Raw genomic sequence first — 26,788 nt, 5'->3', positions numbered from 1 at the left:
GGTTGTATCGTACACCTGTCTCAAGTATCTTCTTTTCTTCTACCTAAGTAATGATCTCTATATTTAAATATGAAAACCCTTGCCGTTTAAATGGCAAGGGATATTTCATTTAATCAATGTGTTCAATACAAAACCTGCCATTAATAATTTTCAATCTGATATTCATTCATTTTATGAGCTAAACGAATCGTCACTTGAGCTAATTGTGCATACGTGACTTCACTAGTTGGTTTTAGCTGATTATTTTCGGCTTCAAGTAATCCCATTGCATATGCTAATGCCACGTGACCACGTACTTTCTTATCCACTAGTGCGGCATCACTGTAATTCAATTCATATATATCGCTAAGTTGTGCAGGTTTGTTTAACTTCAGTGTACCAATTACCCATTTTGCCAGCTCTTGATTTGTAAGGGCTGTTTTAGGATTGAATGTTTTAGTAGATGCATCTAGCATCCCCATTTTTAAGGCACGTGTGACAAATGCATATATAGCATCATCTGGCGTAATATCCGTAAATGATTCATCCGCCATTTCAAACTCATCGAATCTAGAGCTGTAATACATGTAAGTCACTGATTTCAGTAAAACTTTTAACGCTTCCTCTTTCGTAATAGGAGCATCCGGGTTAAACTTATCATTTACTTCCAAAATACCTGCATGAATTAAATAATTTAATTCTTCAGCGGCTTTTGGATGCTCGATTTTAGGCTTGTCCGAACTGGCCATTCCATAAACATCTAACCATTCTCCTGTTTTGGCATCAATGGCAGCAGACGATCCTTCTTTGAAGACTGGTTGATACGCTAAGCTATAATGCTGTTCATTACCCACTTTTGGATGATTCACATATTGCAGCTTCAGTTTCAACTCGTCTTTCAACATTTTTGTTGCTTCCTGTTCTGATATAATATCAGTTGCTGCCGGCCACTCCAATTCGCCATAATCGCTTACATACAAGCTTACTAAATCACCTGTTTTAGCATCGACATTTATGGAGATATTGTCTCCTGCTACTGTTAATCCGTTCACGATACGCGGGAACGTAAAGTAATAACTGTCATTATAACTCTCATGTAAGCCCTCATTCACCGGTATTGCATACTTATGAGCAGATGAAGGTACCCAATCTTTTATATGGGCAATCGCTTTATCCAACGCCTGTTTTTGCGATAATTTTACTTCTGTATCGTTTTCATCCTCTTCTACCTCGAGGTTACTTTTTATATCACTATAATGAATAAATTCCCCTGTTGCTTTATCAATTGTTAGTACAGTTCCTGTTCCACCATTACGATAGTTATACATATATTGAATGTTGAATACTTCTTTACCAGTTTCTGTTGTTGTTTCATCAACTGCTCCAATTTCTAGTTGAACACCTTTAATATCTGTTGCCAGCAATTTTTCTGCCATTGCTCGCGCCTGCTCCGCTGTCATGTTCGGCTGTTTTGCCGCTAATGGCGCCGAAACAATTGGTGTAAGTGATTTAGCTGATAAAGTTGAAGAGAGCCCGTCCATAGTTAACCAATCTCCTGTTTGCGCATGGACACCTGAAATAACTTGGCTATTCGGTTCATAAACAAGCTTTACTTTATGATCCCCTGTTGTGTAATCCGGAACAATTGAATATGACAACTGTGCTTTTAAAGCATCTTGCAAGCGGTCGGCAATAGATGATTCATTTTGTTTTTTAGATGGATCATCATACGTAAAATTATTTTTTGGAGGTGTTGTTCTATAAAATGATGATACTGTGCCATCCCCTAATACACGGATATTGATCGTTTGATCTGAAATGGGAATACCCGAATTTTTCTTTTCATACATAAATGAGTATTCAACAGGCTGTGTTAAAATTGAAGGTGAGTAAAAATCGTGTGCGTTTGGCACAAGCTCATACCCCTCGCCTTTATTGAACCTTTCCATAAATTTATCCGCTACTTTTTGTGCTTCTTCTTTTGAATATTTTGCCGGGAACAATATATCCTTTGTGTTTACTGGTTGATAATAGAATTGTTCTAACTCCAATGTTTCTCCAACAAAAATAAAGCTTCCATGAACATATTGGTTATCAATTCGCTTAGAGAAATAAAGTTCGTAGCTTACCGTCGTGTCTGTTGGACGTGAATAACCTGTACCCGTTTGGAAATCTTTTTCAGTTACATTTTTGAACTCATTCGGAAATAATTCTCGGAAACGCTTCATTAAATCCTCTTTTGTTACCGTTGTATTCGTTTGTGCCACTTGAATCGGCAATGACTCCATTCGATCATTCCCTACTGTTGAAGCACTTGCAATTGGTGCTAATAACCCAACAGACAGCGCTGTTGCGGTTAACATTGCACCCGCCTTTTTAAAAGTTACCACTCTTCATCCCCCTATCTCTTTTTCGTAAAACATATGTTTACACTTACATAATACGAAACGGACATACAAAAAGTTTCATACTTGTAATAATTTAACATAATTTACGAAACGTTAAAGCCAATAAGCCATATATCTAACCGTTTTATTAATAACATAAAAAATCAAGCCCTCCCTCTTCCCTCTTTTTAAAAATATTACCAGTTGTTATAACAGTTATCGCAAAATATTCCCAAAAGAATAAAAACCCCTATTTTGAAAATAGGGGTTTTGAAAATTTTTATTATTCTAAGCTGCGACGTTTAATTTTTTTCGTTTTGTTGGATCAAGTCGTTTCTCCAGCCATAACAGTAGTACATCTGCCAAAATTGCCATTAATGCGGTTGGAAGTGCTCCCGCTAAAATAATAGCAGTACCACTCGTAGCATTTGTTCCGCGAATGATTATATCACCCAGACCGCCAGCTCCAATAAACGCACCAATAGCGACAATACCGATTGCCACGACAAGGGCAATGCGAATACCAGTTATAATAACAGAGAGGCTTAAAGGCAGCTCCACCATATACAGAATTTGTAGCTTGGTCATTCCCATACCGCGCCCTGCATCAGTTAAGCTACGATCAATATTCCGAATACCGACAAATGTATTTTTAACAATCGGCAAAAGAGAATAAAAGAATACGGTCACAATAACCGTCGTTTTTCCAAGACCTAAAACGAGCATAATCATTGCCATTAATGCGAGCGCTGGGATCGTTTGAATAATATTGGCGAGTGTAATGACAGGACCTGAAATCTTCGGAAATTTCGAGATCCAAATCCCTATTGGTATACCTATTATAGATGCAAGCAATACACCATACACAGACAACTGAAAATGTGCGAGAAATTGTGAAAATACATAAGAACCATTTTCCCTCATATAAAAGAAAAATTGTTCAACTACCGTTAGCTGTGTCATATCCGTCATGGTGTATCATCTCCTGAAAAATAATCGTGTTCCTTTAAAAATTCCTCAGCAACAACTGTCGGTTCAATTAAGTTATTGTCAGCCAGGAAATTCAGGCGCTGCATTTCTTCTGTGGAAATTTTGCCAACTAGTCGTTGCAGAGCATTTCTTACTTCAGGCTTTTTCTCCAATAATTCCGTATCTGCAAATGGTGATGCATCATACGCCGGGAAAAAATGCAGATCATCCTCTAAAACGGTTAAATCATAGGAAGCGATACGTCCATCAGTCGTATAGCCAAGCACGACATCTACTTCGTTTTGAGCAACCGCATCATATACTAGCCCAATTTGCATCGGGAAGACGCGTCCAAATTTAAAACCATACGCTTCACTGAACGCTTTATACCCATCGCCATCACGGTTCATCCATGACGTATCAACACCCAACTGCAAGTCCTGAGCTACTTTTTTTAAGTCGCTGATTTTAGTCAGCCCGAATTTCTCCGCTGTTTCCTTTGTTACCATAAAAGCATACGTATTATTAAATCCATATGAATCGAAAAATGTCATTTGATATTCTTTTTGAAATATTTCCTGTACCATCTTCAATGCTTGTTCCGGATCACTGTCAGGTTCTTGTCCGAGTGCCCCCGTTAAATCTGTTCCGGTATAACGCACTGCCGAAATGTTCGCATCACCGTTTAGCATTGCCTGATGAAGCACGACAGCAGAGCCTAGATTTTTGATCAACTCTACTTCTTCATCAGTGTAATGTTCCAGCATCCCTTTCACAATGTAAGCGGTAATTTGACCTTCTGTGGAAACTACCGATCCTACACGTAATTTATCATCTTCCTTGCCGCAAGCGCTTAAAACAATGACAGACAGTAAAAGCAGTAAAAATTTTTTCATGATGTTCGACCTCCTTGCATACGAAGCCCTTTTGGAATCATGAAGCGTTCAAAACGGCTTAACAGAAAGTCCACGAGCAGGGCTAAGGCAGTTACTATTAATGCCCCTCCTACAATGAGCTCTGTTTTATATAAATTTAGTCCATTAAAAATAAAATCTCCTAATCCGCCAGCACCAATATATGATGCCAATGTTGCCCATGAAATAACATATACTGCACATAATCGGATGCCCGACATAATAATTGGCATGGCAAGCGGTAATTCAACCATTCGCATCGATTGCAACGGGGTCATGCCCATTGCTGTACCTGCCGCTTTAATATTTTGATTAACAGATTGCATCCCAATAAACGTATTGTTCAATATTGGCAGTAAAGAATAGATGCATAACGCAAAAATTGCCGGTACTTTGCCGACACCTAAAAAAGGAATCATAATCGCTAACAGAGCAAGGGACGGTACTGTTTGCAGGACACTTGTAACTGTAAGAACGATTTTTGCGACTGTCTTCGTTTTCGACAACAATATGCCTAAAGGAACGGCGATGATCACTCCTAATAATAGAGCGCTAAAAGATATGTAGAAGTGCTCCCATGTTTTAAGTAAAATATCGGCACTATTTTCCGTGAAAAAGCTCATCATACATCCATCAGCTCCTGTTCCTCTTCTCCCCAAATCGTATCGTAAACAATATCTACGATGTTCGCTCGAGTAATGAGGCCCATGAGATGTTGCTGATCATCAACAACCGGAATATTGTTCAAATTAAGATTTAAAATACGACGAACCGTATCCTGAAGTTTGGAACCCGTCTTCATGAAAATGACATCCCGATTATAAACTTCTGAAACACTTTTTTTCGTGCGCGCATTCCCTGTTAAACTTTCGACTGTTAAAAAACCGAGTAATCGATTTTGTCCATCTGTAACAAACAACGTATCCACTCGTGATTTAACCATTAAGCGGATTGCCTCATCCAAGCTGCGTTCAACGGTAATTGATACTGGTTTAATCATTACTTCGTCCACCGTTTTTATATTTGGTTTTTGCTGGATTAAACGATGCGAACCGATGAATTCTTTTACAAAGTCATTGGCGGGACTCGCTAAAATATTGTCAGGGGTATCAAACTGCACAAGTTTCCCTTCATGCATGATAGCGATGCGATCAGCAAGCTTAATCGCCTCATCCATATCATGCGTAACAAAAATAATCGTTTTATCAAGTGTCTTTTGAAGCTCTTTAATTAAATCCTGTAATGTATCGCGGGTAATCGGATCAAGTGCACCGAACGGCTCGTCCATTAGGATAATGTCCTGCTCAGCTGCAAGAGCACGAATTACACCGATACGCTGCTGCTGCCCGCCCGAAAGCTGGGATGGATAATAGTCTAAATACGCTTCCGGTAAATTGACTAACGATAAAAGGTATTTGGCCGTTTCATCGCGTTTTTCTTTCGACCATTGAAGTAGCCGCGGGACAAGCGTAATATTTTCACGGATTGTCATATGTGGCATTAAACCAATTTGTTGAATGACATAGCCGATAGTTCTCCTAAGAGTGACTGGATTCAGCTTCGTGATTTCTTTTCCGTTTATTGAAATCATTCCGCTTGTAGGCTCTACCATGCGATTAAGCATACGAAGGGCTGTCGTTTTACCACTCCCGCTTGTACCAATAAATGCTATAAACTCTCCTTTTTTAATATCAAGTGTTAAGTTATCAACGGCCACTTTCCCGCCACGGTATACCATCCGTAAGTTTTCGATATGTAACATACAGCTCATTCCTTCTTCTTATGTATTGTTGTATTTCTCAGTTTATTTGAGGAATACTTCCATTCCTTACCCTTTATTTCAAAAAACGTAACAAGAATGACATTAATTTTTCAATATTGCATTATTATTTATTTAATTGTAATAATGGGATTGTTTATTAATTGAAAATAATTTGCTTGAAAACATTAAAAGCATTATGAAAAAACAGATATTATATAAATTAATTGCATTTAAAATAAGTATTTAAATTCTTTTATCCAATGGGTAAAAGAATTATTTTCGAAATTGTTTGACAATGAAGCTAACATTATTTATTATGTATATAAGTTTACTAGGTATTGAAGCTGACTAGATAACTAGAGGCACATAATGGGGTATTTATACGCCAATTATGTGCCTCTTTTTTATTGACAAGGAGGAAAATATTGATGGAACATGCGTTAACTATTCAATCGTTAAACAAAATTTTCTCAACGCAAACCGAAGAAGTAATTGCATTAAAAGATGTGAATCTGCAAATTGAGCAAGGTGAATTCATAACAGTTATTGGACCAAGCGGATGTGGCAAAAGTACCTTGCTTAAAATACTTGCAGGTCTAGATACGACTTATGAAGGCATTGTTGAACTGGACAGACAGCCTATTAAAGGACCCAGTCTGGAGAAAGGATTTATTTTTCAGGAGCCGCGCCTATTTCCATGGCTAACGGTCGAGAAAAATATCGCCGGTGATCAGTCCCTTAAAAATCCTTCTGTTCGTAAAAAGGTAGATGAACTGATCCAGCTTGTGAAACTAGAAGGATTTGAAACTGCCTATCCGAAACAGCTTTCAGGCGGCATGGCACAGCGTGTGTCCATTGCACGTGCACTGTTAAGAAATCCAAAGGTGTTGCTGCTGGATGAACCATTTGGTGCGCTTGATGCTTTCACACGTTCGCATATGCAGGAAGTATTGCTCGATATTTGGACGAAAAACAAAACAACGATGATTTTTGTAACACATGATTTGGATGAAGCTGTTTTCCTTGGACAACGGGTTGTCATTATGAATCCGCGACCGGGACATATTAAAGCGGTGTTGCCTATTGAACTTACATTCCCGAGAAAACGGTCTTCGCTGTCTTTCCAGGAAATGCGTCGCAAAGTACTGAATGAATTTGAAAGAGTTGAAGATGAGTCCTACACAGTTGGTGCAGGTATATAAAAGGAGCGAAATTATATGAGAAAACAGTTATACACATTATTATTATTAGCTTTAACTTTCCTGTTGGCAGCGTGTGCAAGTGAAGAAACAAAATCCTCCAAAGCATCCTCAAATAGTAATGATCTAGTCGTTCGAATCGGGATCCAAGGGAGTGGCGGCTTGTTCGGTAAAGCTAAGGAAGATCGATTATTTGAAGAGGCTTTTGAATCACATGGGGCAAAGGTGGAATGGGTGGAATTCCAAAGCGGCCCTCCGATGACTGAAGCAATTGCCTCGAACAAATTGGATATTGCAGGACTTGGCAACATGCCTGTCATTACAGCACAAGCTGCCAATATTCCTTTTAAGATTATTTCTCAAACATTGGAAGGCAAGAAAAACGTAGGTGTTATTGTCCAGTCATCCAGCGGCATTACTACTTTGGAAGAGCTGAAAGGAAAAAAAATAGCTGTCGGTAAAGGAACAAATGCCTATGATTTTATTTTGCGAAGCTTTGATAAATTAAACATCAATCCAGATGAAGTGGAACTGATCAACTTAAATCCCGATGAAGCACAGGCTGCCTTCGATTCAGGGGGTGTCGATGCCTGGGCGATTTGGGAGCCTTACTTAACAATTAATACGCTGTCTGAAAAGGGAACAATTATTGCAGACGGAGAATCAGTCGGTCTTCTCTCCCCTTCATATACGATTGCACGGTCAAAATTTACTGAAGAACACCCCGAACTTGTTGTGACGTATTTAAAAACATTAAATGAGCTTTTGGCATGGGAAACTGCAAACGAAACCGAAGCCGTGGAGCGTTATGCGAAAGAACGTAATCTACCAGTTGCGTTAATGGAGCAAACAAGACAACGCTCAAAAAGCATAAATATTTTAGTAGAGGATGCAATTATTCAGGAACACCAAAAAACGGCAGATTTTCAATATAAACAGGGGACAATTCGTCAAAAAATCGATGTTTCCGAAGTATTCGACAATCGCTTTTATAAGGAAGCCGTTAAATAATTTTTGAGGAGGCGTTGTCATGGTCACACTTAATAAAACTCTACCCAAAGACAGGAAAAAGATCGCATTTTCAGCAAAGAGCAGGCAGCTACTACTGGGTGCGCTCCTTCCTGTAAGTTTACTGTTTCTTTGGGAATGGGCTGGCCGAAGTGGATATTTAAATCCGCTTCTACTCCCTGCCCCTTCAGCTATTTGGAATGAATTCATTTTTTTACTGCAGCAACAGCATTTGCTCGGACATTTGCAAGTATCGGTTTTACGTGCACTGGCCGGTTTGGCTATTGGCGGGTCTCTTGGTTTGGTGCTGGGCCTGATTATTGGATTTTCCTATAAAAGCCAACGTGCATTTGACCCAACAATTCAAATGATTCGCATGCTTCCCCATCTAGCAATTGCCCCACTATTCATCTTATGGTTCGGGTTTGGGGAAACATCGAAACTATTGTTAATTGCAAAAGGCGCTTTTTTCCCTCTGTATATTAATACATTTTTAGGAATTCGTTCAGCAGACAGTAAGTTATTCGAAGTAGCACGAGTTTTGCAGTTTAATAAAATGCAGCTTGTTTTAAAACTAATTATCCCGTCCGCGCTTCCCCATATTTTACTAGGACTACGCCTGTCTGTTGGGGTTTCATGGCTAGGGTTGGTAGTCGCTGAAATGATGGGCTCAACAGAGGGAATTGGATTCTTAATAAATGATGCGCGTTCTATGTCCATTATAACGACAGTATTTGTAGGAATTATCATCTTTGCATTACTCGGAAAGTTATCGGATTTTCTTGTGCTCACAGTGGAGAAAAAATTATTAAACTGGCAGAGCACTTTTAAAGGAGGGAAATAAATGACGCTAGTTTCAAAGGAAACGCTGGAAGTAAAACGTAGATGGCCATTGCAGAAAGTTCAGCACATCATTTATCCGCTTTATTTTCCTGTTTCAATCTTAGTGCTTTGGCAATTGGCAGGTACATTTGGTCTCGTAGAAGAACATATTTTACCGACACCACTTAAAATTGCATCGACATTTTGGATTTTATTGGCCAATGGGGAATTGCCTGTTCATTTTCTTGCTAGTGGGCAGCGTGTAATTTTCGGCTTTCTGTTAGGTGCCCTTACCGCGATCATTTTAGGTATTGCGACCGGCTTCAGTAAAATTGCACAGCAATTGATAGACCCGTCCCTTCAAATGTTACGGACTGTGCCGCTATTATCGCTCATACCCCTTTTTATCCTATGGTTTGGCGTTGGTGAGTTTGGCAAAGTGCTGATGATCGCACTTGGCGCATTTTTCCCGGTTTACGTCAATATTTTTCTTGGCATTCGTCTTGTTGACCAAAAACTCTATGAAGTGACCGGTATTTTACAATATTCTTTTAAGGAAAAATTAACAAAGCTTATTTTTCCTTCAGCAATGCCCAACCTTTTACTTGGTCTTCGTCTGGCAATGGGGACGTCTTGGCTTGTGCTCGTTGTCAGCGAAATGATGGGCGCAAGTGCTGGAATTGGCTATATGATTCAGGATGCCCGTGCTTATTCGCAAACAGATATTGTGTTTGTCGGGCTCATTTTATTTATTATTCTTGGCAAATTCACGGATTCGCTCGTCGGTTCAATTGAAAAACGCGCCTTAAAATGGCGTGACACATACAAAGGTTAAGGGGGAATTTTAATATGAGTAAAAGAGAAGGAAAATTAAGTTTAGGTGCGTTTATTTATTACAGTGGTCATCATAGTGAAAGTTGGCGTCATCCATCCGGATCAGGCCACAACCCTTTTGATATCGATTACTTCATAGAAGTCGCAAAAACTGCCGAACGCGGTAAATTCGATATGATGTTTCTGGCGGATTACCTACACGTTTCAGGTGCTGAGCAGACGGCATCCGGTATGCTTGATCCTGTTACCCTATTATCAGCAATAGCCGTTCATACAAAAAAATTAGGACTAACAGCAACTAGTTCTACAACATACAACGAACCGTTTCATTTAGCAAGACGCTTTGCAACACTAGACCATATTAGTCACGGGCGGGCTGCATGGAATATTGTAACATCACAGCATGACACCGAAGCACAGAATTTTGGTAAAGAAAAGCATCCTGAGCACGGGCTACGCTACAAGATGGCTGAAGAATATGTAGATCTGGCACGTAATCTATGGGATAGCTGGGATGACAATGCGCTCATTAATGACAAGGAAAATCGTAAATTTATAAAGCCAGGTTCCGTAAAGGAAATTAATTATAAAGGCGAATGGTATGCATCGCGTGGTCCTTTAAATGTACCCCGTCCACCGCAAGGCTATCCGGTACTCGTTGTAGCAGGCGGTTCGGAAGCCGGTATTGCCTTCGCGGCAAAAACCGGTGAAGTGGTCTTTACTGCAAGTCAATCACTGGAAAATTCAAAAGCATTTTATAAGAAGCTCCAGGCGAAATTGGCTGAAGAAAACCGTGATCCACGCAGCATCAAGATTATGCCTGGTATTTCACCAATTATTGCCGAAACAGAAGAAGCTGCTTGGGAAAAATATGAAGAGCTCAATCAATTAATTTCGGATGATGAAGCTTTGAAAACCGTTTCCGCTTTTTTAGGTATTGATTTATCCGACTATCCGGCAACTGGTCCCCTACCTGAGCTGCCGGACTTAGCTGCACAATCAAATGCGATGAAGAGCCGCATCCAGTTATTTATAGACTCCGCACGTGAAGCGAATCTTTCCATTGCCCAACTTGGCCGTAAGATGCACGGAGCGCGGGGCCATCTGGAATTTGTCGGCACTCCTGCACAGCTGGCAGATTTACTGGAGCTTTGGTTTAATGAATATGCTTGCGATGGGTTTAATATTATGCCACCTGTTCTTCCGGATCATTTAACCACTTTTGTGGATTTAGTAATTCCCGAGCTGCAAAAACGCGGTCTTTTCCGCAAAGAGTACGAAGGTGATACGCTGCGCGAGCATCTAGGTTTGGTCCGGCCGGAGAGAAACCATTTTAAAAAGAATAAGGAACAGGTGAGTTTACAGATTTAATGATAGCTATAAATTTTCAAAAAAACTCTCCCTATTCTCATGATTAATTTCTATAAAAATTTTCTCAGCAATCTCCTGTGAGTTCATTCTCTCCGGGGGATTTTTATTAAACTCAGAATCTTAGGGGAATAAATATTGGCGTAGTCATTAAGTTTATATTTCAGGAAAAACCTAATTTACGTTTGAAATTAAGCAAAGGAAATTGAGGCAATCATTGTAGGGACAAGGGAAAGGTGCAGATATTGCCCGCGCAATAATTTTCTAAATTTTCAGTTACTTGTGGATAACTTGAATATTAGTTGATTCTTTTCGGGGGTGTCAGGTACCGCTTTTCTAATAAACTCTTAAATCTTCTAATATATTTTTATATGTTCTAATAAAATCCCGAAGTTCTAATATATTTCATGTTTCTTCTAATAAGAGGGGCAACTTTTCAAATATCCCACTGAGATTTTCAAATAACCAATACACTTCTTCTAATAAACTCTCCAACTGTTCTAATAAAATCCTAACGTTTCTCCAAAGCACAAAAAAGCTGCCCAAGTCACTGATACTTGGACAGCTTCACGATTATAACGGCATTCCCATAATCGCTTTTGGCTCAAGAAATTCCTCGATTCCATAATCGCCCCATTCACGGCCAATACCAGAATGTTTGAATCCGCCAAATGGTGCCGATCGATCTGTTTCACTATTATTAATACGGATTTGTCCCGCTCGGATTGATAAAGCGACTTTTTTCAGTTCTTCTTTATCATTTCCGAATACATAACCGGCAAGACCATAAATCGTATCGTTGGCAATATCAATTGCTTCGTCTAAATCTTTATAAGTGATAACCGACATAACCGGACCAAAGATTTCCTCTTGTGCAATTGTCATATCATTTTTCACATTTGTGAAAACGGTTATTTGGGAGAAGAATCCTTTATCAATTCCATCGGGTCTGCCAAGGCCGCCGATTACAATTTTTGCGCCTTCTTCTTCACCTTTTTTAATATAGGACTGAACCGTTTCCCATTGGTCTTTTGAAACTTGCGGACCCATAAATGTGTTTTTGTCCTGCGGATCGCCAACTGGGAATTCTGTTACTAATTCTTTCATTGCCTCTATGAACTTATCATGCATTTCTTCCGGTACAATCATGCGTGTAGCAGCAGAACATACTTGCCCAGTATTCATAGCAATTTGAGCCAATGCCGTCTTTGCTGCTTCTTTTACATCCGCATCTTCTAAAATAACGAAAGGCGATTTGCCTCCAAGTTCCAAGGAGATATTTTTAATACCTTCTGCAGCATTTTTCATTAAACCGCTGCCTACTTCTCCAGATCCTGTAAACGATACAATATCGACATCCGGATGAGAACTGATTGCCTCACCAACTGTTGAACCCGAACCATTGACAAGATTAAATACGCCTTTTGGAACACCGGCTTTATCCAAAATTTCCGCCAGAATTACTGCTGCAAATGGTGTTTGGGAAGCAGGTTTCACAACCATCGTACAACCTGCTGCCAATGCACTGGCAAGCTTAGTGGAAATCTGATTTGTAGGGAAATTCCACGGTGTGATCAGACCTGCTACACCAATCGGTTCTTTTTGAATATAGGATTTCTCTCGTTCTTCCGTAAACTTAAAGGTTTTTAACTGTTCTGCCGCCTGTTTAAAGTGTGAAAGCCCCATCTTATAGTGGATTTCCTCCGACTTTGTAATAGGCGCACCTAGTTCAGCGGTCATTATATTTACTAAATCGTCTTTACGTTTTTCATATTCCTCAGCAATTGCCTCTAAAAGCTTTATACGGTCATCCACTGACATTTTAGAAAATGCCGGGAACGCCTCCTTTGCTGCTTGGACCGCTCGATTCACATCTTCTTCAGTTCCGCTGCTAATCTTACCAACTACTTCTTCTGTCGCCGGATTAATAACTTCAATAGTATCTGTTCCAGTAGAATTAACCCATTCCCCATTGATGTACTGTTTTGTATGATTTAGCATAATCAAACTCCTTTATAAATCGACTTATAAAAAATATTCCCTTTGTGCTTGTCTGTAAACATTTGAAATTCACCTTAGAACACAAAAAATTCGAAGCCTGTAATAGCACTTCGAATTTTTAAAAAGCGTTATCTATTCATTTATTGAAAGCAATTGCTTAGCGATTTCTTTCACATCCGCATCTTTGGATTCTTTTGCATAACGTCCAACAAGCTGTTCGATTTCCGTACCTCGCCAATACGCACGATCGAATGAGTGCAATGTCAGAATCGCCATGTACTGCAGATGGTCGTCAGTAGTTTTTAGCGCTTGCCCAATGAAATTCAGACCAACACCATTATACTGATCCAATTCTTCAATAAGAGATAAAACAACAACTTTCTGATCGTTCGTCAGTTCATTGAAATCTCCAAATGACTCCGTAATTCCTATTAGCCGTTCGATAATTTTCGGATCTTTTACAGCAAATAATGAATAATAATATTGTATGTTTTCCGGATTATTCTTTAATTTCTGGAATACGATGTCCGTAATATCCGCTTTATAAAAGTGGGCTACTGCTAACGCCTTATCTTCACCCTCTTGGTCATTTTGCAGAATTTCCATCGCCTGCTGCAGCCATATAGGATTCCGGGAAATGTCTTCAATATTTTCTTCAACCGCGCGCTTTTCATGCGGTTTCCAGTTAGAAGAAAAGCGGTCTTCCCATGTTTCCTCATCATATTGCAAGTATTCATGAATTTCTGTCAAAATGTAAAACTGGTTGAAGGTACGGCAATGTGTTTTCGCATGGTGCGTATAGCGCATCAGTACTTGACCCGCGTATTCATACTCGTCCAATCTTTGGTACGCCCCTTCATATAGAAGAGCTAATATTATCGCCCCTGCACCGTCAAATATTTTCCCGGAAATAATTTTTTCATGCAGTTCAATATCAAGTTTACCTTTTTCAGCACACATTAATGCTGAGGCATTTCCCGGTACGGTATTTTTTAGACCCTTCAGTAATATCCACTGGCGAATTTCTTCATTTGAAGCATCCAGGAAATTCAATGCTTCGAGTTTACCCCAGTCCGAAACATTTTTCGCAATATACCACACCGTCTCATTACTGTTTGTTGTACCATTAGTCAATGCATATAACGCAACGCCGGTGAATTCTTCATGCAATGCAATCACTTTCAAGCGTTGCTTATACTCTTCACATTTCACAGTACCCAGAACAAGCAGTGCAAATTTAACGACTTCACGATGTGCCGCATGTTCCAGAAGCCAAATTGCCTCTTCTTTCACACGATTTTCATCCTTTTCCGCTTCATAAAACAGTTCCAGAAATTCATGGAAGTAGCTGATAACCTTTTCATCTTTAATTTTTTCGTAAGTTGCTTTCCGTGTCTGATCGTTCGGATTCACGGCCTGTTCCAAAAATAACTTTATCAGCTTTTTCGTATAAAATGGCGTTACGGCTTCCTGATGAAGCTGGTCTGCAAACCCCGGTGCAAATTTCGGATGATGTTCATCATATAAAAACTCGTCATCCGGCAAATCTTTTGTTATAAGCTGCTGGTTCTGTTGAAATTGTTCTTCTAAAAAAGGAACAATGTACTCCTTATTTGTCCAAGGTAAAAAATGAAGTTTCAAAGCCTCATGCATCAGCTGTTTTCCATCCACTTTTACTGTTACATTCAATTTAACAAAACCGCCTATTTTCACATATACTTTATGTGTTTTACCGTTGTTTGATTGGAATGTTCCTTTCAGCGTTGAAAACGGTACAATATGCGACCAGATTGATTTCCGTACATTCTTTGCAATAATTTGTCCATCTACTTTTAATATTTCTTCCATCATGCCATTCATTACTTCTATTTGATGACCTTCAAAATCGAGGACCCAATGCTTTTCCACTTCTTTCGCAACATCGCTTTTGACATTGCGCATTTCCCGTTTAAATTCTTCTTTAAATCCCATTTGTTTGCTACCTTTTCCTCTCGTTCTATACAACTATCATAACAATCTTTGATAACTTTTTGTTAAATAGTTGTAAACTAACAAAATAGTAACATAAGTATTCAAATTATTTATGAGTATTGTTAGATAAAAAAAGGACTAGTATATTTACTAGTCCAAAAATCTATTATTGAGTTATTACAACTACTTTCCCGTTATGTTCACCCTTGATTACGGCATCAAATGCCTTGCCAGCCTGTTCTAACGGATAACTGTAACCAACAACAGGTTTGAGCTGTTCTGATTCAAGAAGCTTTGCCACACCATGAATCAGTTCCTGATGTTCTTCTGCAGACACATTAAACAGCACCATGCCCCGTACATCACATTCTTTTTGCATAATTAGACGAGGATTAATCTCGATTTCTCCACGGTTTCCGACAATAACGATTACGCCGTGCTTAGCAATCATCTGCAAATCGGTCTGCAGATTTTCGTTAGCCAGAAATTCAATAATAACATCTGGGCCTTTGCCGTCATTGGCTTCCAAAACTGCATTCATTGTTTCTTCTTTAATATGATCCAGCACGACATCCGCGCCGGCTTCTTTTACAAGCTGTTTCCCGGAATCACGGCTTGCTGTTCCAATCACTTTTGCACCTAAAGCTTTTGCGATTTGAACAGCCTGTAAACCTACAGCGCCACTAGCTCCGTGAATGAAAACCGTTTGCCCTGACTGCACGTTTGCTCTTCCAACTACTCCTCTGTATGCAGTCAATGCCGGAACTCCTAATGCTGCTCCTTGTTCAAACGAAATATGCTGAGGAATCGGATGAACAAAGCGGCCTTCACAAACAATCTGTTGTGCGAATGTACCGGTCGCCTTACCATTCGGCAAGCTCGCGATAAATACTCGGTCCCCTACTTTTACGTTTGTCACTTGCTCGCCGATCTTTTCCACAATCCCAGCACCGTCTAGGCCTGGCGTATACGGAAGATTCGGTTTTATCGCATATGTACCTGTAGAAGTATAAACATCACTTGGATTCACGCCTGCTGCATAAAGGTTTATCAGTACTTCATTTTCAGCTGGTGTATGCAATTCTGCCTGCTCTACTACTAAATTTTCTGAAGTACCAAATTGATTGATTCGTATCGTTTTCACTAACTTCACCCCATTATCTATTTTGTATTAAGAATATTAGAAAAATTATCATTTGTATAGAGATAGCTTCGCTTAAAAACATATGTAATTTCTTTAAAATTGTAATATTTCAATTGTTTAGTATGTATTGATATAAGAGGAGGAGAGAAATAATAAGAAAAATAATTTTATTGGTAGTTGTACTGGTGCTAAGTTTTGTACCAGTTGTTTCTGCAAAAGAACTTATGTCTACACCTTCAGGGATTGCTTATACCGATCTAAAGGACCGTGTGAATGAATATGCTTCGAAATACATCGGGACTTCTACAGCTGGAGCCAATGTACTGATTATAAAGGACGGAGAAATTTTCTTGAATACGTCGTATGGCTTTGCTGATGTTGAAAATCAGGTAAAAGTCACAACTGATACTGTATTTGAATGGGGCTCCGTTACGAAGCTTCTTGTGTGGACCAGTGTGATGCAGCTTGTAGAGCAAGGAAAATTGAAATTAGATGGAGATATTCGTACGTATTTACCGGAAGGATTTTTGACAAAAATACGGCATGATGCTCCGATTACAATGTTGAACCTTATGCACCATAATGCTGGCTGGGAAGAAAAATTTACAGATCTTTTCTATATGTCAGCAAACGAAATAAAGCCTTTGGAAGAAATGCTTCATATTACTGAGCCTTATCAAGTGCACGAACCAGGAAGTGTAGTCGCCTATTCAAACTATGGTGTAGCACTCGCCGGCTTTATTGTGGAGCAGCTTACAGAACAGCCCTTTTATGATTATGTGAACGAGCATATATTTTCTGTTTTAGGTATGAAGGACACAACGATTCATCCGACACAGGAAGATAACGACAATGTAAAAATAAAAAGAGATGACATTTATGGATATATTGTGAGCAGCGACGGTGAATTTACTATTTCTAAAAATGAACGAATCTTTATCGGTTTATATCCCGCCGGAAGTGCAATCGGTACAATCGAGGATGCAGCTAAATTCATGTTGGCTCTTATGCCGGCAGACGGCGAGAACAGCCCGTTGTTTCACAATAATCGTACATTAGATGAAATGCTGACGACAAGTGATGTTTATGACGATGGCGTACCACGTAATGCACATGGTTTTTGGAAAGGGCTATATACAGTTGAAGTGTTTGAACATGCGGGAAATACAGATAGTTTTTCGAGCAATTTTACCTTTTCAAAAGATAAAAATTTGGGCGTAATTGTTTTTACTAATCAGGCGGGTGAAGCAGGACTGAGTTACGGTTTGCCAACCCTTGTGTACGGGGAGTATTCTGCTGATGTTGGCAAGCAAACAATGCCAAATGCGCATGAGCTTGATGGAAGTTACTTTATGGCAAGGCAACCTTATAAAGGTTTCACTAAACTGTACAGCGCCCTTAGTATTGGTCATTTTGAAGCGACAGAAACAAACAGAGTGAATGCTTTTGGGATGGAAATTGAACAAATCGCGCCTTATCTTTATAGATCTTTAGATGATTACCGTATATATTTTCATGTTACGCTGAATGGTGGTAGCGTGAATAAGATTTCAATGCCGACAAGTGATTTCTTGCCTGTCTCTCAAAATATGAAAATCATTAATATTTTCAGTATCATAGCTGCAGCTTTTAGTGGTTTGTATACGCTCATAGTTTTAGTGATTTTGTTTATCAAAAAAATCATCAATCGAAAAAAAGCAGTCAGAGGGACAGTTATAGATAAATGGGAATTGCTTTTACTTTCCACGAATATTATACCTTTTATAAATATCATAATTTTAGCTTATAGAACTTTGAATTATGTTTCTTACTCAGCCTTAAAAATTCATTTTTGGCTGAATTTCGCATATATCGCCTTCGTAGCCATTTGTCTAGTAACGCTATTTTTAAACTGGAGAAAAATCAAGCCTGCAGGTGGGATAAAAATTCGCTATGTATGTTCATATATGTCAGCACTATTGCTCGTCGTACTCATTCTTTGCTGGGAGCTCTATTATTAATTAATCCTTTTGCATTTGCACTTGCGTTTCAAGCTTTCATAATTATTCTATTTCATTATGTACCTGGTGCAGAAAAAAATTAGGATTGTCAATGCACCCGGTACATTCTTCATGAAATCAATTTTTTCGATCTATGATTTATTAAAAACAGGTTTTCGTTTTTCAAAGAAGGCTTCGACACCCTCTTTAAAATTTGCCGACTCAAAACACATTGCTTGTGCAAATCCTTCTAGCTCCATAGATTGGGACAGATCATCAAGAACACTTCTATTTACTAATTTCTTCATTAATCCTAGAGCCATTTGTGGACCTTCTGTAAGCTGTTCCGCTAATTTGTAAACTTCATTTGTCAACGACTCTTCTCCAACTACTCGATTAACAATCCCAAGATCTAAAGCCTGCTCGCTTGATACTTTGTCTCCCAAAAACATCATTTCAAGTGCCCGATGTCTTCCAATGAGTCTAGGTAAAAAGTAGATTGCACCTAAATCAGGAATTAACCCAACTTTTGAAAAGCTTTGAATGAATACAGCAGATTGATTTGCAATGATCATATCGCAAGCTAATGCCAGACTTACCCCTGCTCCAGCTGCCGCTCCGTTTACTGCAGCGATAACAGGTTTCTCAAGATTTACAATGGAAGAAATCATCTCATGTCCCGATTGCAGTCTCTTCCGTCCGGTTGCCCCATCAACATCTTTTGACGCACTTAAATCCCCGCCCGCAGAAAACGTATTTCCTTCACCTGTTAAAACAATTACTTTCACATCATCATTGTTTTTAACTTCAGTAAAGAAATCTCTTAATTCTTCCCGCATTGGAAGGTCTAGCGCATTTCTCACTTGAGGGCGATTTAATTTAACGGTACAAACACCATTTTCTGCAGTTGTCACTTGTATCCTTTTGTTAAGCAAGCTGCTTCTGCCTCCTTCATTATTTCCCGGAAAATTATGACTATTCCGAAAATTAAAAACTGCATTCTGTACATTCTTGTAGTTATAATTGGTAAGCTCCCTTACGTAAAACCGTTTTAAGTACCTTTCCTGTTGCATTTCTAGGCAAAGATTCCATAAATTCAATTGCACGGGGTTTTTTATACGAGGCAATGCTATTTTGACAATATTGAATTACCTGTTCCTCAGTCATCTGTTTACCAGGCTTTAAGACAATAAATGCTTTGACAGCCTCACCCCATTGAGGATCGGGAATACCCACTACGGCAGCTTCCAAAATATCCGGATGAGCATATAAAACATCTTCCAATTCTTTCGGATAAATGTTTTCACCACCACTAATAATCATATCCTTTTTCCGGTCTACTACATAAATGAATCCTTCTTCATCCATTCGAACTAAATCGCCGCTATGAAACCATCCCCCTTTAAATGCTTCTTTTGTGGCCTCCTTATTTTTATAATATTCCTTCATTGTAGTGGGTCCCTGGTACACAATTTCTCCCACTTCTCCAACAGGCACATCATTCATTTCTTCATCCACAATTCTTACTCTTACATTTATAGAAGGTTTTCCAACTGATTCAGTCTTCCTTAGTGCATCTTCACCCGCTAAATATGTTGTGGAGGGACTCATTTCTGTCTGCCCAAATGCTTCTAAAATACTTGCATTTTTAAATACTTGCAAAATCTTCTTCTTTATTTCAATTGGACAGATTGCTCCTCCTAAAGCGCAGTTTGTCATCGAACTTAAATCATATTCTAATAAGTTTGGCACTTGAAACAGAAAATTCCACATCGCAGGAACCATAAACATTGTTTCAATTTTTTCATCCTGAATCGTTTTTAGAACAATATCCGGCTGGAACTCACGATGCAAAATAATTGTGCCTTCTATTAGACAATTTTGTAAAAGAGAGGATAGAGCTGCAACATGGAAAAGAGGAGGAATAATCAGTTGCTTTGCTCCCTTTCTAGGTGGAGAATGATAGAGTTTATTCATCGCATTCATATAATAATTTTTATGGGTTAACACTGCGCCCTTTGGTTTACCTGTTGTTCCTGATGTATAAATAATTGCATGTGCATGTTCGTCAGTGAAATTTACTTCCTCGTAGTCAGCAGGTGTACTATATATTGCCTCATATGAAATCATATTTGTTTGAAGTTCGGAATCCCCGCATTTAATTGGGACAATGAGTTTAACTTGAGGCAAGTTAATCGAGCGAATGCTTTCGATAAATTCTTCTTCAATAAATAAGATAGTTACATCGGATTGGTTAACGATATATTCAATCTCCTTAGAAACTAAACGGAAATTGATCGGGACAAAAACGCCACCACATAAAGAGACACCAAAATATAGCTCGACAAAGGGCAGTCCATTTTTCAGCAAACATCCAACTTTATCATTTACACCAATCCCTTGCGCTTGAAGCCATCCCGCTAAATGAATCGAACGCGTCAAAAGTTCCCGATAGGTTATACGACGATCTCCATAAATAAACGCATCCCTTTCAGGAACATTATGTGCAGCATATTTAAGCGCTTCCCCTATCAACAGTTGTTGGGACATCGATAATACTTTTTGTTCCATCTCCATCACCTTTCTTTCTAAAATTATTATTAAGTTGTTATTATTAATAAATATTCAATCGCTGATATGTTTAGAATGACTATTCTCTTTATAGAATGTCCACTCTATTTGTAAAGTCCAGAGAAAAATAAAACGACCCTTGCTCAAAAAAGCAGAGGTCGTTTATATTTTGCTTGTAATTGCTATATGACTAATTAAAAATCACCGGAAAAGTAAATATAACGAAAACCGCCCATATTCCGTATACGGGCAAATATTTCGTCACGGCATTTTGGATAGCAATCGGTCCGGATTTGTTTTGTAGAAAACGCATATAGGAAATCATAATCCATAGCAGATTTGCACAGATCAGTATATTTACACCTAAAACGGCGAGCCTATTAGGGGTAATACCATAAGAAGTAATCCTGAACATAATCGCTGATAATGCAACACTGTCAATGATGAGCGCAACAACGATTAATGCCATATTGACATAGTCAAAGATGCTCTTTTTACCATCCGGTTCTTTCTCGGTAATGGAGAATATTGTAACAGCAAGGACGCCAAGTAGTATTCCGTTGAAGGCAATCAGAAAGTCGCGGTCCAAAAACGGATTTTTTCCGACTGATATGACTGTTACGAGATATACGAGCAAAGTGATTAAAACTAAAGGGCTAAAAATTTTCGCTATAAATGGTGTAACATTTTTAGCAAGCTTTAGATTCATTGAAACGAGGTGCACACCTACTATTGCAAGTGCCGCTGCACCAAATAACACGACATTACTAAAATAGAAGTCCCCGATATCCAAGCCAATAAAGCTAAACAACTGCATCGTTAATAATGCAAGAACCATCCCACTTACTGCCATGCTGGCATAGAGAATACCATATTCTATATTAAATTTAATATATGCTAATTCTTGTACTGCTTTGTAAATAATCATTTCCTGTATATGCAAGCCCTAACAATACCCATAAGAATATGGGGAAATGTAAATAAGCTAAAATAATGCTATCATTGTTGAAATCTAAGGGCAGCAAATTCAAATATACTCCCGAAACTAGAAATAAGGCTATTAAAGAATAAATAATACTTCTTTTAGGAGTATGCTTGTAAACAAAATAGGCGGCAATAAAGGGAATAATACCAAATGCCAAATTAATGGGAGCAATTGTTTCCTGTTCGATAAAATGGAATATGATTCTCGTACTTACCCCTGCCATAATCGCTAGTATGCCCATAAAAATAAATCCATTTTCAAGCATCGACGACTTCTTTTCCTTTTCGCTGAAATTCAGTCTTTCATACCAAACACTCAGAATTGGAGAATCAGGATTTTGTTCCCATGCTTGTTTGAATGACTTGGTAAAAGCGTTCGGGTCTTTTCTATACATTTTCTCGAGTACATCGGGTTTAGTACTATTTTCAATAACCAAATTACTACTCTCCATTGAATTCCCTCCCTTTATTTCCGCTGTAATAGTTAACTGTCTTCATCACTTTTGTACTCTAAAATATCACCAGGCTGGCATTCTAACGCCTTACAAATGGCTTCTAAAGTTGTTAACCGGATTGCTTTTGCCTTCCCATTTTTTAATATAGAAAGGTTCGCCATCGTGATCCCCACCTTTTCCGAAAGTTCTGTTACGCTCATTTTCCTTTTTGCTAACATCACATCAATATTGATTATAATTGCCATTGCTATTCACCTCAGACCGTTAAATCGTTTTCAGATTTAAAATTAATTGCTTCTTGTAAAAGTTTTTGAAGAACAGCTGCAAAGACTGCAATTACCAATGAAGCAAAAGGAACAATCAATCCGACAAAGATAACTCCCGGTGCATCGTCCAATTCCGCAAAGACATAAAAAAGCGGTAAAACTAGCACATGCAAAACACTGATTGTTATCGCACAGTATTTTATTTTCATTAGAGGTTTCACAGCTAAATCGGAGAACGCTTTATTATTATCGATATAGCGTAAAAGTTGGAAAGCCTGATACAAAGCAAAGAAAAAAGGAATCGCCGAAGCATCGAAAGCAATGTAAACAAAATACTTTATGAAAGCAAAATCCGGAAGCATTTCAGCTGCAACATTTGCCAGCTCAGGAACTAAAAAGATACACAGCGCCAAAACTGGAATTCCTAAAAAAATAACAGCAACTTTTAAAAACAACGTTGTTACTTTTTCCATAAAAACGCACCTCACTTATATATTTTCACTTTTGATCTTAATACATTATTTATCGATAATCAATAAATTTATATTAAATTTCGTTATTTATTTATTGCATATTAGTGTTCACTTTAAATAAATTGCTTTCCCAACAAATAAAAAGCTTGGAAAAACCTTATTAATTAAGGCTTTCCAAGCTTTTACTAGCTGTTATTTAATTATCTTCACTTTGTCTCTCTTATTTTAGGAAGCTTAAAAAGTTAGAGAATGATGCTACAAGATCTTGATAATAACCAACCACTTTATCTTTTAATGCAATTTTATCAGCTTGATTTTGTTCCTTTTCAGGATCTACACTAATTTCTTCCATTTCTGTTGGTACGGGTTCTTGTACTGGTTCTGAAACAGTGTTATCCCCTTCTTCAGTTACCTGCTCTGGAGTTTCTACAGTAGAAGGTAGCTCTTCAATATCTACATTTACTGGAGTTTCCAACGTTTCTTCAGTTTCAGTTGGTAGAACTGTATCATCAACCGGAAGATTTTGTGCCGTATCTTCCTCTACATCTGTTGGAACCGTTTCAACAACATCAGTATCAGCCTCAGTTGTTTCATCAATTACTGGAACATTTTCAAGTTCTTCATTAGATTGTTCAGAATCAATATTACTTAAATATTGTTCAATATGAGTTTGATAGTAGTTAATTAGGCTTTGATAGCTATTATCGATAAACTGATAAGATCCTTCTATCCATGAAGTAACGTCACCTTCTGATGTTCCATCTTCTTCCTGGTTCTCTTCAGTTACCGGTGCTGCCGGTTCTTCCGTTGCACCTTCTTCTGTTTGGTCCTCTTCAGTTACTGGTGCTGTCGGTTCTTCCGTTGCACCTTCTTCTGCTTGGTCCTCTTCAGTTACCGGTGCTGCCGGTTCCTCAGTTGCACCTTCTTCTGTTTGGTCCTCTTCAGTTACTGGTGCTGCCGGTTCTTCCGTTGCACCTTCTTCTGCTTGGTCCTCTTCAGTTACCGGTGCTGTCGGTTCCTCAATTACCTCTTCTTCTGCTTGATCTTCTTCAGTTACCGGTGCTGTCGGTTCTTCTGTTGCACCTTCTTCTGCTTGGTCTTCTTCAGTTACCGGTGCTGCCGGTTCCTCAATTACCTCTTCTTCTGCTTGATCTTCTTCAGTTACAGGTGCTGCCGGTTCTTCAGTTGCACCTTCTTCTGCTTGGTCTTCTTCAGTTACCGGTGCTGCCGGTTCTTCAGTTACCTCTTCTTCTGCTTGATCTTCTTCAGTTACAGGTGCTGCCGGTTTTTCAGTTGCACCTTCTTCTGCTTGGTCTTCTTCAGTTACCGGTGCTGCCGGTTCCTCAGTTACCTCTTCTTCTGCTTGATCTTCTTCAGTTTCACCCTCTTCTACTGGGTCATCATCAGACTCTGGTGCTGGTTCCTCATTTACACCTTCTTCTATTTGATCCTCTTCAGTCGCCGGTGTTTCTGGCACTTCTCCTACACCATCTTCAACAACCTCATCTGTTGTTTCATTTATATTATCTAATTCATCCGTAGTTTCGGTTTTTTGTTGGGCTACTTGGCTAACAAGCTTCCCTTTTTCAGGAGAACCTGGCAGGCTCTTTGCAAATTCAGACACTTTCTGTCCATGATTTTTTGCGTGTTCAATAATTTCCGGATTAACATCCTTTGCATCTAGCTCTGCTGCGGAAATAGGTGCACCAGCCGCTAAAAATGATGCAGCTATAAATGATGTTGACATCACTAGTGGCGCTACTTTCTTAGAAAAATTTTTATTTGCTGTTTTAGAGTCCATTTGTTTTTTATTCATTACTTGATCGCTCCTAATTCGTATTTTGTACTGATAGGATGGATTTTTCATTACTCCCGGTATTGATCGTTTCACCTCTGATTGAACCGAGTAAAATGATTCCTCAATTTTTTTGGCAGCACCATCTACTGCCTGTTAAGAATATACCAAAATTATATTACAATATTGTTTAACTCAGATTAAAAGAGTTGTTGCCTCCATTACGAATTTTTCGAATTTTGCAACATACGAAATAATAAATACAGCCAAAATCATTCTGTTAAAATAGAATGATTACGCTTTCATGCTTGCTCTGTATGTTTTTTCATGTAATTTCCTTTACTGTATAACTAGGTTAAATTATTTTACATATATCTCGTGTCAGTAAAAATTGTCTAAATAAAAAAGACATTTTTCTTCCTATTATTACTGATTTAAAAACTTAATAATATGAAGATCCTCAAATAGTCCAGTTTTAACGGTAAAACACCTTATGTATTCTTTTTACACCCTTGAAATATCAGGCGAGTTTCTTGGATGATTTTTATATAACATCCATGCGAAAGGCAAATATCAATTAAAAAGGCATTTTAATAATCCAAAGATGCAACGAACTCCTTAGATATCAAAATGCCTCACCAACTATTCTATTCATTTAAACAATCCTTTTGGTTGTACAAAAACCGTATTTTTTAAAGTTTTAATGGTAACTTCATAAAGGTGCTGCTTAAGGTCATCCCGATTTTCCATTCTAGTTTGCAGTGAAGAATATGAAATGACAGGTTCCATTCTTTTTATTACTTGAATAATTTCATTTGGATCTAACTGCTCGACCATAGTTAACCTCCCCTCTATTTTTTACTCCTATCATGGGTTGACTTCGTGAGGTCGTTCGATAATAAGTCAATCGAATTTCGCAATGAATCAATTTTGCCTTCGAATCTCATTAATAAATAAATCGCAATGGTAATAGGAAACCCGAAATTCCCTAATATTTGAAACAGCTGTCCTTCAATCATCCCCCTCCCTCCCTTCTCTTAAAATATTAATTGATTTATGAATCATCTTAGAAATAGCTTGTTGTGATACATTGTAAATCTTCGCAATTTCCTTCTCAGTTAACTCGTTTACATACCGATAATACAAAACCTGTTTTTGCTTAGCATTTAAACGTTTTAATAAGGTTATTAACAGTTCATCACTCAACAAGCTCTCTAAGTCATTCTCCAAAATGTTTTCGAATTGTATAAAAGATTTTTCATCTTGAACTGTGTCTACCATTGCCAGGCCTTCATTTATTGGAGCATCCAAATTCAATTCATACTTCCTATTGTACTCTCTTAACTTTGAATCAAATTTTCTGGATTCATAAATAATTGCTTTTTTGATATAGGCGATACGTATGATCTGTCTTTCAAAATATTTAAATTGTTCATTTAAAGAATCCGCATTAGTATTTGTCGGTTCCTGTAAGTATGCATTATACAGTTTGTTATATTTTTCAATCTCTAAAAACCGCTTAAACACATTACTATTCACGACATCAGGATTTAAAATTTTCATTCCTCAAACCCCTTATCTTTTTATTCTTAAAACATGAACTTCCGTTCGTTTTTAATTAAAAAAGACCGAATAGAACGTTTACCTTCTTATTATATATAGGGGAAATTCCAAAGAATAATACAACCAAAAATTTAGTTATAGGGATATTAAAAATATCCCTATTGATGTAATTTTCCAACCTTGATGGTACACTAGATAATACAAGATGAGCACCAGCAGTAATAGTTGTGAATCTTACTACTTGATACTGGTGCCATCCCGTTATCACACACCAAATGCTACTGTAAAAAAGTCTTATTAACCTCCCCCAATTCCTACTAACCACAAATCTAGAGCGATAATAA

Annotated in this window: 22 protein-coding genes and 1 pseudogene; 6 read left to right on the top strand and 17 right to left on the bottom strand. The window is 38.3% G+C overall.

The window, feature by feature from the left end; all coding sequences use genetic code 11:
* Positions 1–140: 140 nt before the first annotated feature.
* The 5 genes from MHB58_RS07685 to MHB58_RS07665 form a co-directional block, all read right to left on the bottom strand.
* Entirely contained in the window at positions 141–2,369 is a 2,229-nt protein-coding gene (locus MHB58_RS07685) for an S-layer homology domain-containing protein (protein ID WP_340734958.1), read from the bottom strand.
* A gap of 285 nt (positions 2,370–2,654) precedes the next feature.
* Positions 2,655–3,338, bottom strand: coding sequence for an ABC transporter permease (locus MHB58_RS07680; RefSeq protein ID WP_014824167.1), 684 nt, complete (start codon positions 3,336–3,338; stop codon positions 2,655–2,657).
* A complete protein-coding gene (locus MHB58_RS07675; protein ID WP_340734957.1) occupies positions 3,335–4,231 on the bottom strand; it encodes an osmoprotectant ABC transporter substrate-binding protein in 897 nt (298 codons plus the stop codon). The genes MHB58_RS07680 and MHB58_RS07675 overlap by 4 nt, the downstream gene beginning before the upstream one ends.
* Positions 4,228–4,875 carry an ABC transporter permease gene (locus MHB58_RS07670; RefSeq protein WP_014824169.1) on the bottom strand — a complete coding sequence of 216 codons (648 nt, stop codon included), beginning with the start codon at positions 4,873–4,875 and terminating at the stop codon, positions 4,228–4,230. The genes MHB58_RS07675 and MHB58_RS07670 overlap by 4 nt, the downstream gene beginning before the upstream one ends.
* Positions 4,872–6,011, bottom strand: a complete 1,140-nt coding sequence (locus tag MHB58_RS07665) for a betaine/proline/choline family ABC transporter ATP-binding protein (RefSeq protein ID WP_340734956.1) — start codon at positions 6,009–6,011, stop codon at positions 4,872–4,874. Before MHB58_RS07665 ends, MHB58_RS07670 begins: the two co-directional genes overlap by 4 nt.
* 428 nt (positions 6,012–6,439) lie before the next feature.
* On the opposite strand from MHB58_RS07665, the gene MHB58_RS07660 reads away from it, so the two are divergent.
* The 5 genes from MHB58_RS07660 to MHB58_RS07640 are packed head-to-tail and all read left to right on the top strand — an operon-like array spanning position 6,440 to position 11,245.
* On the top strand, positions 6,440–7,213 hold the full coding sequence (locus MHB58_RS07660; protein ID WP_014824170.1) for an ABC transporter ATP-binding protein: 774 nt from the start codon (positions 6,440–6,442) through the stop codon (positions 7,211–7,213).
* A gap of 15 nt (positions 7,214–7,228) precedes the next feature.
* A complete protein-coding gene (locus MHB58_RS07655) occupies positions 7,229–8,221 on the top strand; it encodes an aliphatic sulfonate ABC transporter substrate-binding protein (RefSeq protein WP_014824171.1) in 993 nt (330 codons plus the stop codon).
* 19 nt (positions 8,222–8,240) lie between these two features.
* On the top strand, positions 8,241–9,062 hold the full coding sequence (locus MHB58_RS07650; protein WP_008406522.1) for an ABC transporter permease: 822 nt from the start codon (positions 8,241–8,243) through the stop codon (positions 9,060–9,062).
* Complete coding sequence (locus tag MHB58_RS07645) at positions 9,063–9,875, top strand: ABC transporter permease (RefSeq protein ID WP_014824172.1); 813 nt, start codon at positions 9,063–9,065, stop codon at positions 9,873–9,875.
* A gap of 14 nt (positions 9,876–9,889) precedes the next feature.
* Positions 9,890–11,245 (top strand): LLM class flavin-dependent oxidoreductase, encoded by a 1,356-nt coding sequence (locus MHB58_RS07640; protein ID WP_014824173.1) that lies wholly within the window; start codon positions 9,890–9,892, stop codon positions 11,243–11,245.
* 570 nt (positions 11,246–11,815) lie between these two features.
* Here the strand turns inward: MHB58_RS07640 and MHB58_RS07635 are convergent.
* The 3 genes from MHB58_RS07635 to MHB58_RS07625 form a co-directional block, all read right to left on the bottom strand.
* Entirely contained in the window at positions 11,816–13,243 is a 1,428-nt protein-coding gene (locus tag MHB58_RS07635; protein ID WP_014824174.1) for an aldehyde dehydrogenase family protein, read from the bottom strand.
* A gap of 132 nt (positions 13,244–13,375) precedes the next feature.
* A complete protein-coding gene (locus MHB58_RS07630) occupies positions 13,376–15,214 on the bottom strand; it encodes a hypothetical protein (protein WP_014824175.1) in 1,839 nt (612 codons plus the stop codon).
* Between the two features lie 166 nt (positions 15,215–15,380).
* Positions 15,381–16,358, bottom strand: coding sequence for an NADPH:quinone reductase (locus tag MHB58_RS07625; protein ID WP_340734955.1), 978 nt, complete (start codon positions 16,356–16,358; stop codon positions 15,381–15,383).
* 185 nt (positions 16,359–16,543) lie between these two features.
* Between MHB58_RS07625 and MHB58_RS07620 the strand changes: the two genes are divergently transcribed.
* Positions 16,544–18,358, top strand: coding sequence for a serine hydrolase domain-containing protein (locus MHB58_RS07620; protein WP_340734954.1), 1,815 nt, complete (start codon positions 16,544–16,546; stop codon positions 18,356–18,358).
* Between the two features lie 131 nt (positions 18,359–18,489).
* Here the strand turns inward: MHB58_RS07620 and MHB58_RS07615 are convergent, their stop codons facing one another.
* From MHB58_RS07615 to MHB58_RS07575, 9 genes and pseudogenes are all read right to left on the bottom strand, one after another.
* The gene (locus MHB58_RS07615; protein ID WP_340734953.1) at positions 18,490–19,272 is read right to left on the bottom strand and encodes an enoyl-CoA hydratase/isomerase family protein; all 783 of its coding nucleotides are present in this window, start codon (positions 19,270–19,272) and stop codon (positions 18,490–18,492) included.
* Between the two features lie 82 nt (positions 19,273–19,354).
* Positions 19,355–20,908 (bottom strand): class I adenylate-forming enzyme family protein, encoded by a 1,554-nt coding sequence (locus MHB58_RS07610; RefSeq protein ID WP_008406514.1) that lies wholly within the window; start codon positions 20,906–20,908, stop codon positions 19,355–19,357.
* Positions 20,909–21,098: 190 nt separating this feature from the next.
* Positions 21,099–22,344: pseudogene (locus MHB58_RS07605) on the bottom strand (DUF4153 domain-containing protein).
* Between the two features lie 32 nt (positions 22,345–22,376).
* On the bottom strand, positions 22,377–22,592 hold the full coding sequence (locus tag MHB58_RS07600; protein ID WP_008406512.1) for a helix-turn-helix domain-containing protein: 216 nt from the start codon (positions 22,590–22,592) through the stop codon (positions 22,377–22,379).
* An 11-nt stretch (positions 22,593–22,603) separates the two neighbouring features.
* On the bottom strand, positions 22,604–23,086 hold the full coding sequence (locus MHB58_RS07595) for a DUF2975 domain-containing protein (RefSeq protein WP_008406511.1): 483 nt from the start codon (positions 23,084–23,086) through the stop codon (positions 22,604–22,606).
* 220 nt (positions 23,087–23,306) lie between these two features.
* The gene (locus tag MHB58_RS07590; RefSeq protein ID WP_340734952.1) at positions 23,307–24,902 is read right to left on the bottom strand and encodes a hypothetical protein; all 1,596 of its coding nucleotides are present in this window, start codon (positions 24,900–24,902) and stop codon (positions 23,307–23,309) included.
* Positions 24,903–25,532: 630 nt separating this feature from the next.
* The gene (locus tag MHB58_RS07585; RefSeq protein ID WP_008408944.1) at positions 25,533–25,718 is read right to left on the bottom strand and encodes a hypothetical protein; all 186 of its coding nucleotides are present in this window, start codon (positions 25,716–25,718) and stop codon (positions 25,533–25,535) included.
* Between the two features lie 14 nt (positions 25,719–25,732).
* On the bottom strand, positions 25,733–25,900 hold the full coding sequence (locus MHB58_RS07580; RefSeq protein WP_008408942.1) for a YvrJ family protein: 168 nt from the start codon (positions 25,898–25,900) through the stop codon (positions 25,733–25,735).
* Complete coding sequence (locus tag MHB58_RS07575) at positions 25,893–26,444, bottom strand: sigma factor-like helix-turn-helix DNA-binding protein (RefSeq protein ID WP_340734951.1); 552 nt, start codon at positions 26,442–26,444, stop codon at positions 25,893–25,895. Before MHB58_RS07575 ends, MHB58_RS07580 begins: the two co-directional genes overlap by 8 nt.
* Positions 26,445–26,788: the final 344 nt, after the last annotated feature.

This window comes from Solibacillus sp. FSL K6-1554, assembly GCF_038005185.1.
Lineage (GTDB): Bacteria > Bacillota > Bacilli > Bacillales_A > Planococcaceae > Solibacillus > Solibacillus silvestris.
This window is presented reverse-complemented; position numbering and strand designations above follow the sequence as displayed.

Bases quoted from the DNA above. Each gene is read 5' to 3' on its own strand.
- MHB58_RS07630 (WP_014824175.1), bottom strand. From the start codon at position 15,214: ATGGGATTTAAAGAAGAATTTAAACGGGAAATGCGCAATGTCAAAAGC.
- MHB58_RS07665 (WP_340734956.1), bottom strand. From the start codon at position 6,011: ATGTTACATATCGAAAACTTACGGATGGTATACCGTGGCGGGAAAGTG.
- MHB58_RS07610 (WP_008406514.1), bottom strand. From the start codon at position 20,908: ATGGAACAAAAAGTATTATCGATGTCCCAACAACTGTTGATAGGGGAA.
- MHB58_RS07660 (WP_014824170.1), top strand. From the start codon at position 6,440: ATGGAACATGCGTTAACTATTCAATCGTTAAACAAAATTTTCTCAACG.
- MHB58_RS07635 (WP_014824174.1), bottom strand. From the start codon at position 13,243: ATGCTAAATCATACAAAACAGTACATCAATGGGGAATGGGTTAATTCT.
- MHB58_RS07585 (WP_008408944.1), bottom strand. From the start codon at position 25,718: ATGGTCGAGCAGTTAGATCCAAATGAAATTATTCAAGTAATAAAAAGA.
- MHB58_RS07595 (WP_008406511.1), bottom strand. From the start codon at position 23,086: ATGGAAAAAGTAACAACGTTGTTTTTAAAAGTTGCTGTTATTTTTTTA.
- MHB58_RS07645 (WP_014824172.1), top strand. From the start codon at position 9,063: ATGACGCTAGTTTCAAAGGAAACGCTGGAAGTAAAACGTAGATGGCCA.
- MHB58_RS07680 (WP_014824167.1), bottom strand. From the start codon at position 3,338: ATGACGGATATGACACAGCTAACGGTAGTTGAACAATTTTTCTTTTAT.
- MHB58_RS07655 (WP_014824171.1), top strand. From the start codon at position 7,229: ATGAGAAAACAGTTATACACATTATTATTATTAGCTTTAACTTTCCTG.
- MHB58_RS07575 (WP_340734951.1), bottom strand. From the start codon at position 26,444: ATGAAAATTTTAAATCCTGATGTCGTGAATAGTAATGTGTTTAAGCGG.
- MHB58_RS07640 (WP_014824173.1), top strand. From the start codon at position 9,890: ATGAGTAAAAGAGAAGGAAAATTAAGTTTAGGTGCGTTTATTTATTAC.
- MHB58_RS07600 (WP_008406512.1), bottom strand. From the start codon at position 22,592: ATGGCAATTATAATCAATATTGATGTGATGTTAGCAAAAAGGAAAATG.
- MHB58_RS07650 (WP_008406522.1), top strand. From the start codon at position 8,241: ATGGTCACACTTAATAAAACTCTACCCAAAGACAGGAAAAAGATCGCA.
- MHB58_RS07590 (WP_340734952.1), bottom strand. From the start codon at position 24,902: ATGAATAAAAAACAAATGGACTCTAAAACAGCAAATAAAAATTTTTCT.
- MHB58_RS07580 (WP_008408942.1), bottom strand. From the start codon at position 25,900: ATGATTGAAGGACAGCTGTTTCAAATATTAGGGAATTTCGGGTTTCCT.
- MHB58_RS07670 (WP_014824169.1), bottom strand. From the start codon at position 4,875: ATGATGAGCTTTTTCACGGAAAATAGTGCCGATATTTTACTTAAAACA.
- MHB58_RS07675 (WP_340734957.1), bottom strand. From the start codon at position 4,231: ATGAAAAAATTTTTACTGCTTTTACTGTCTGTCATTGTTTTAAGCGCT.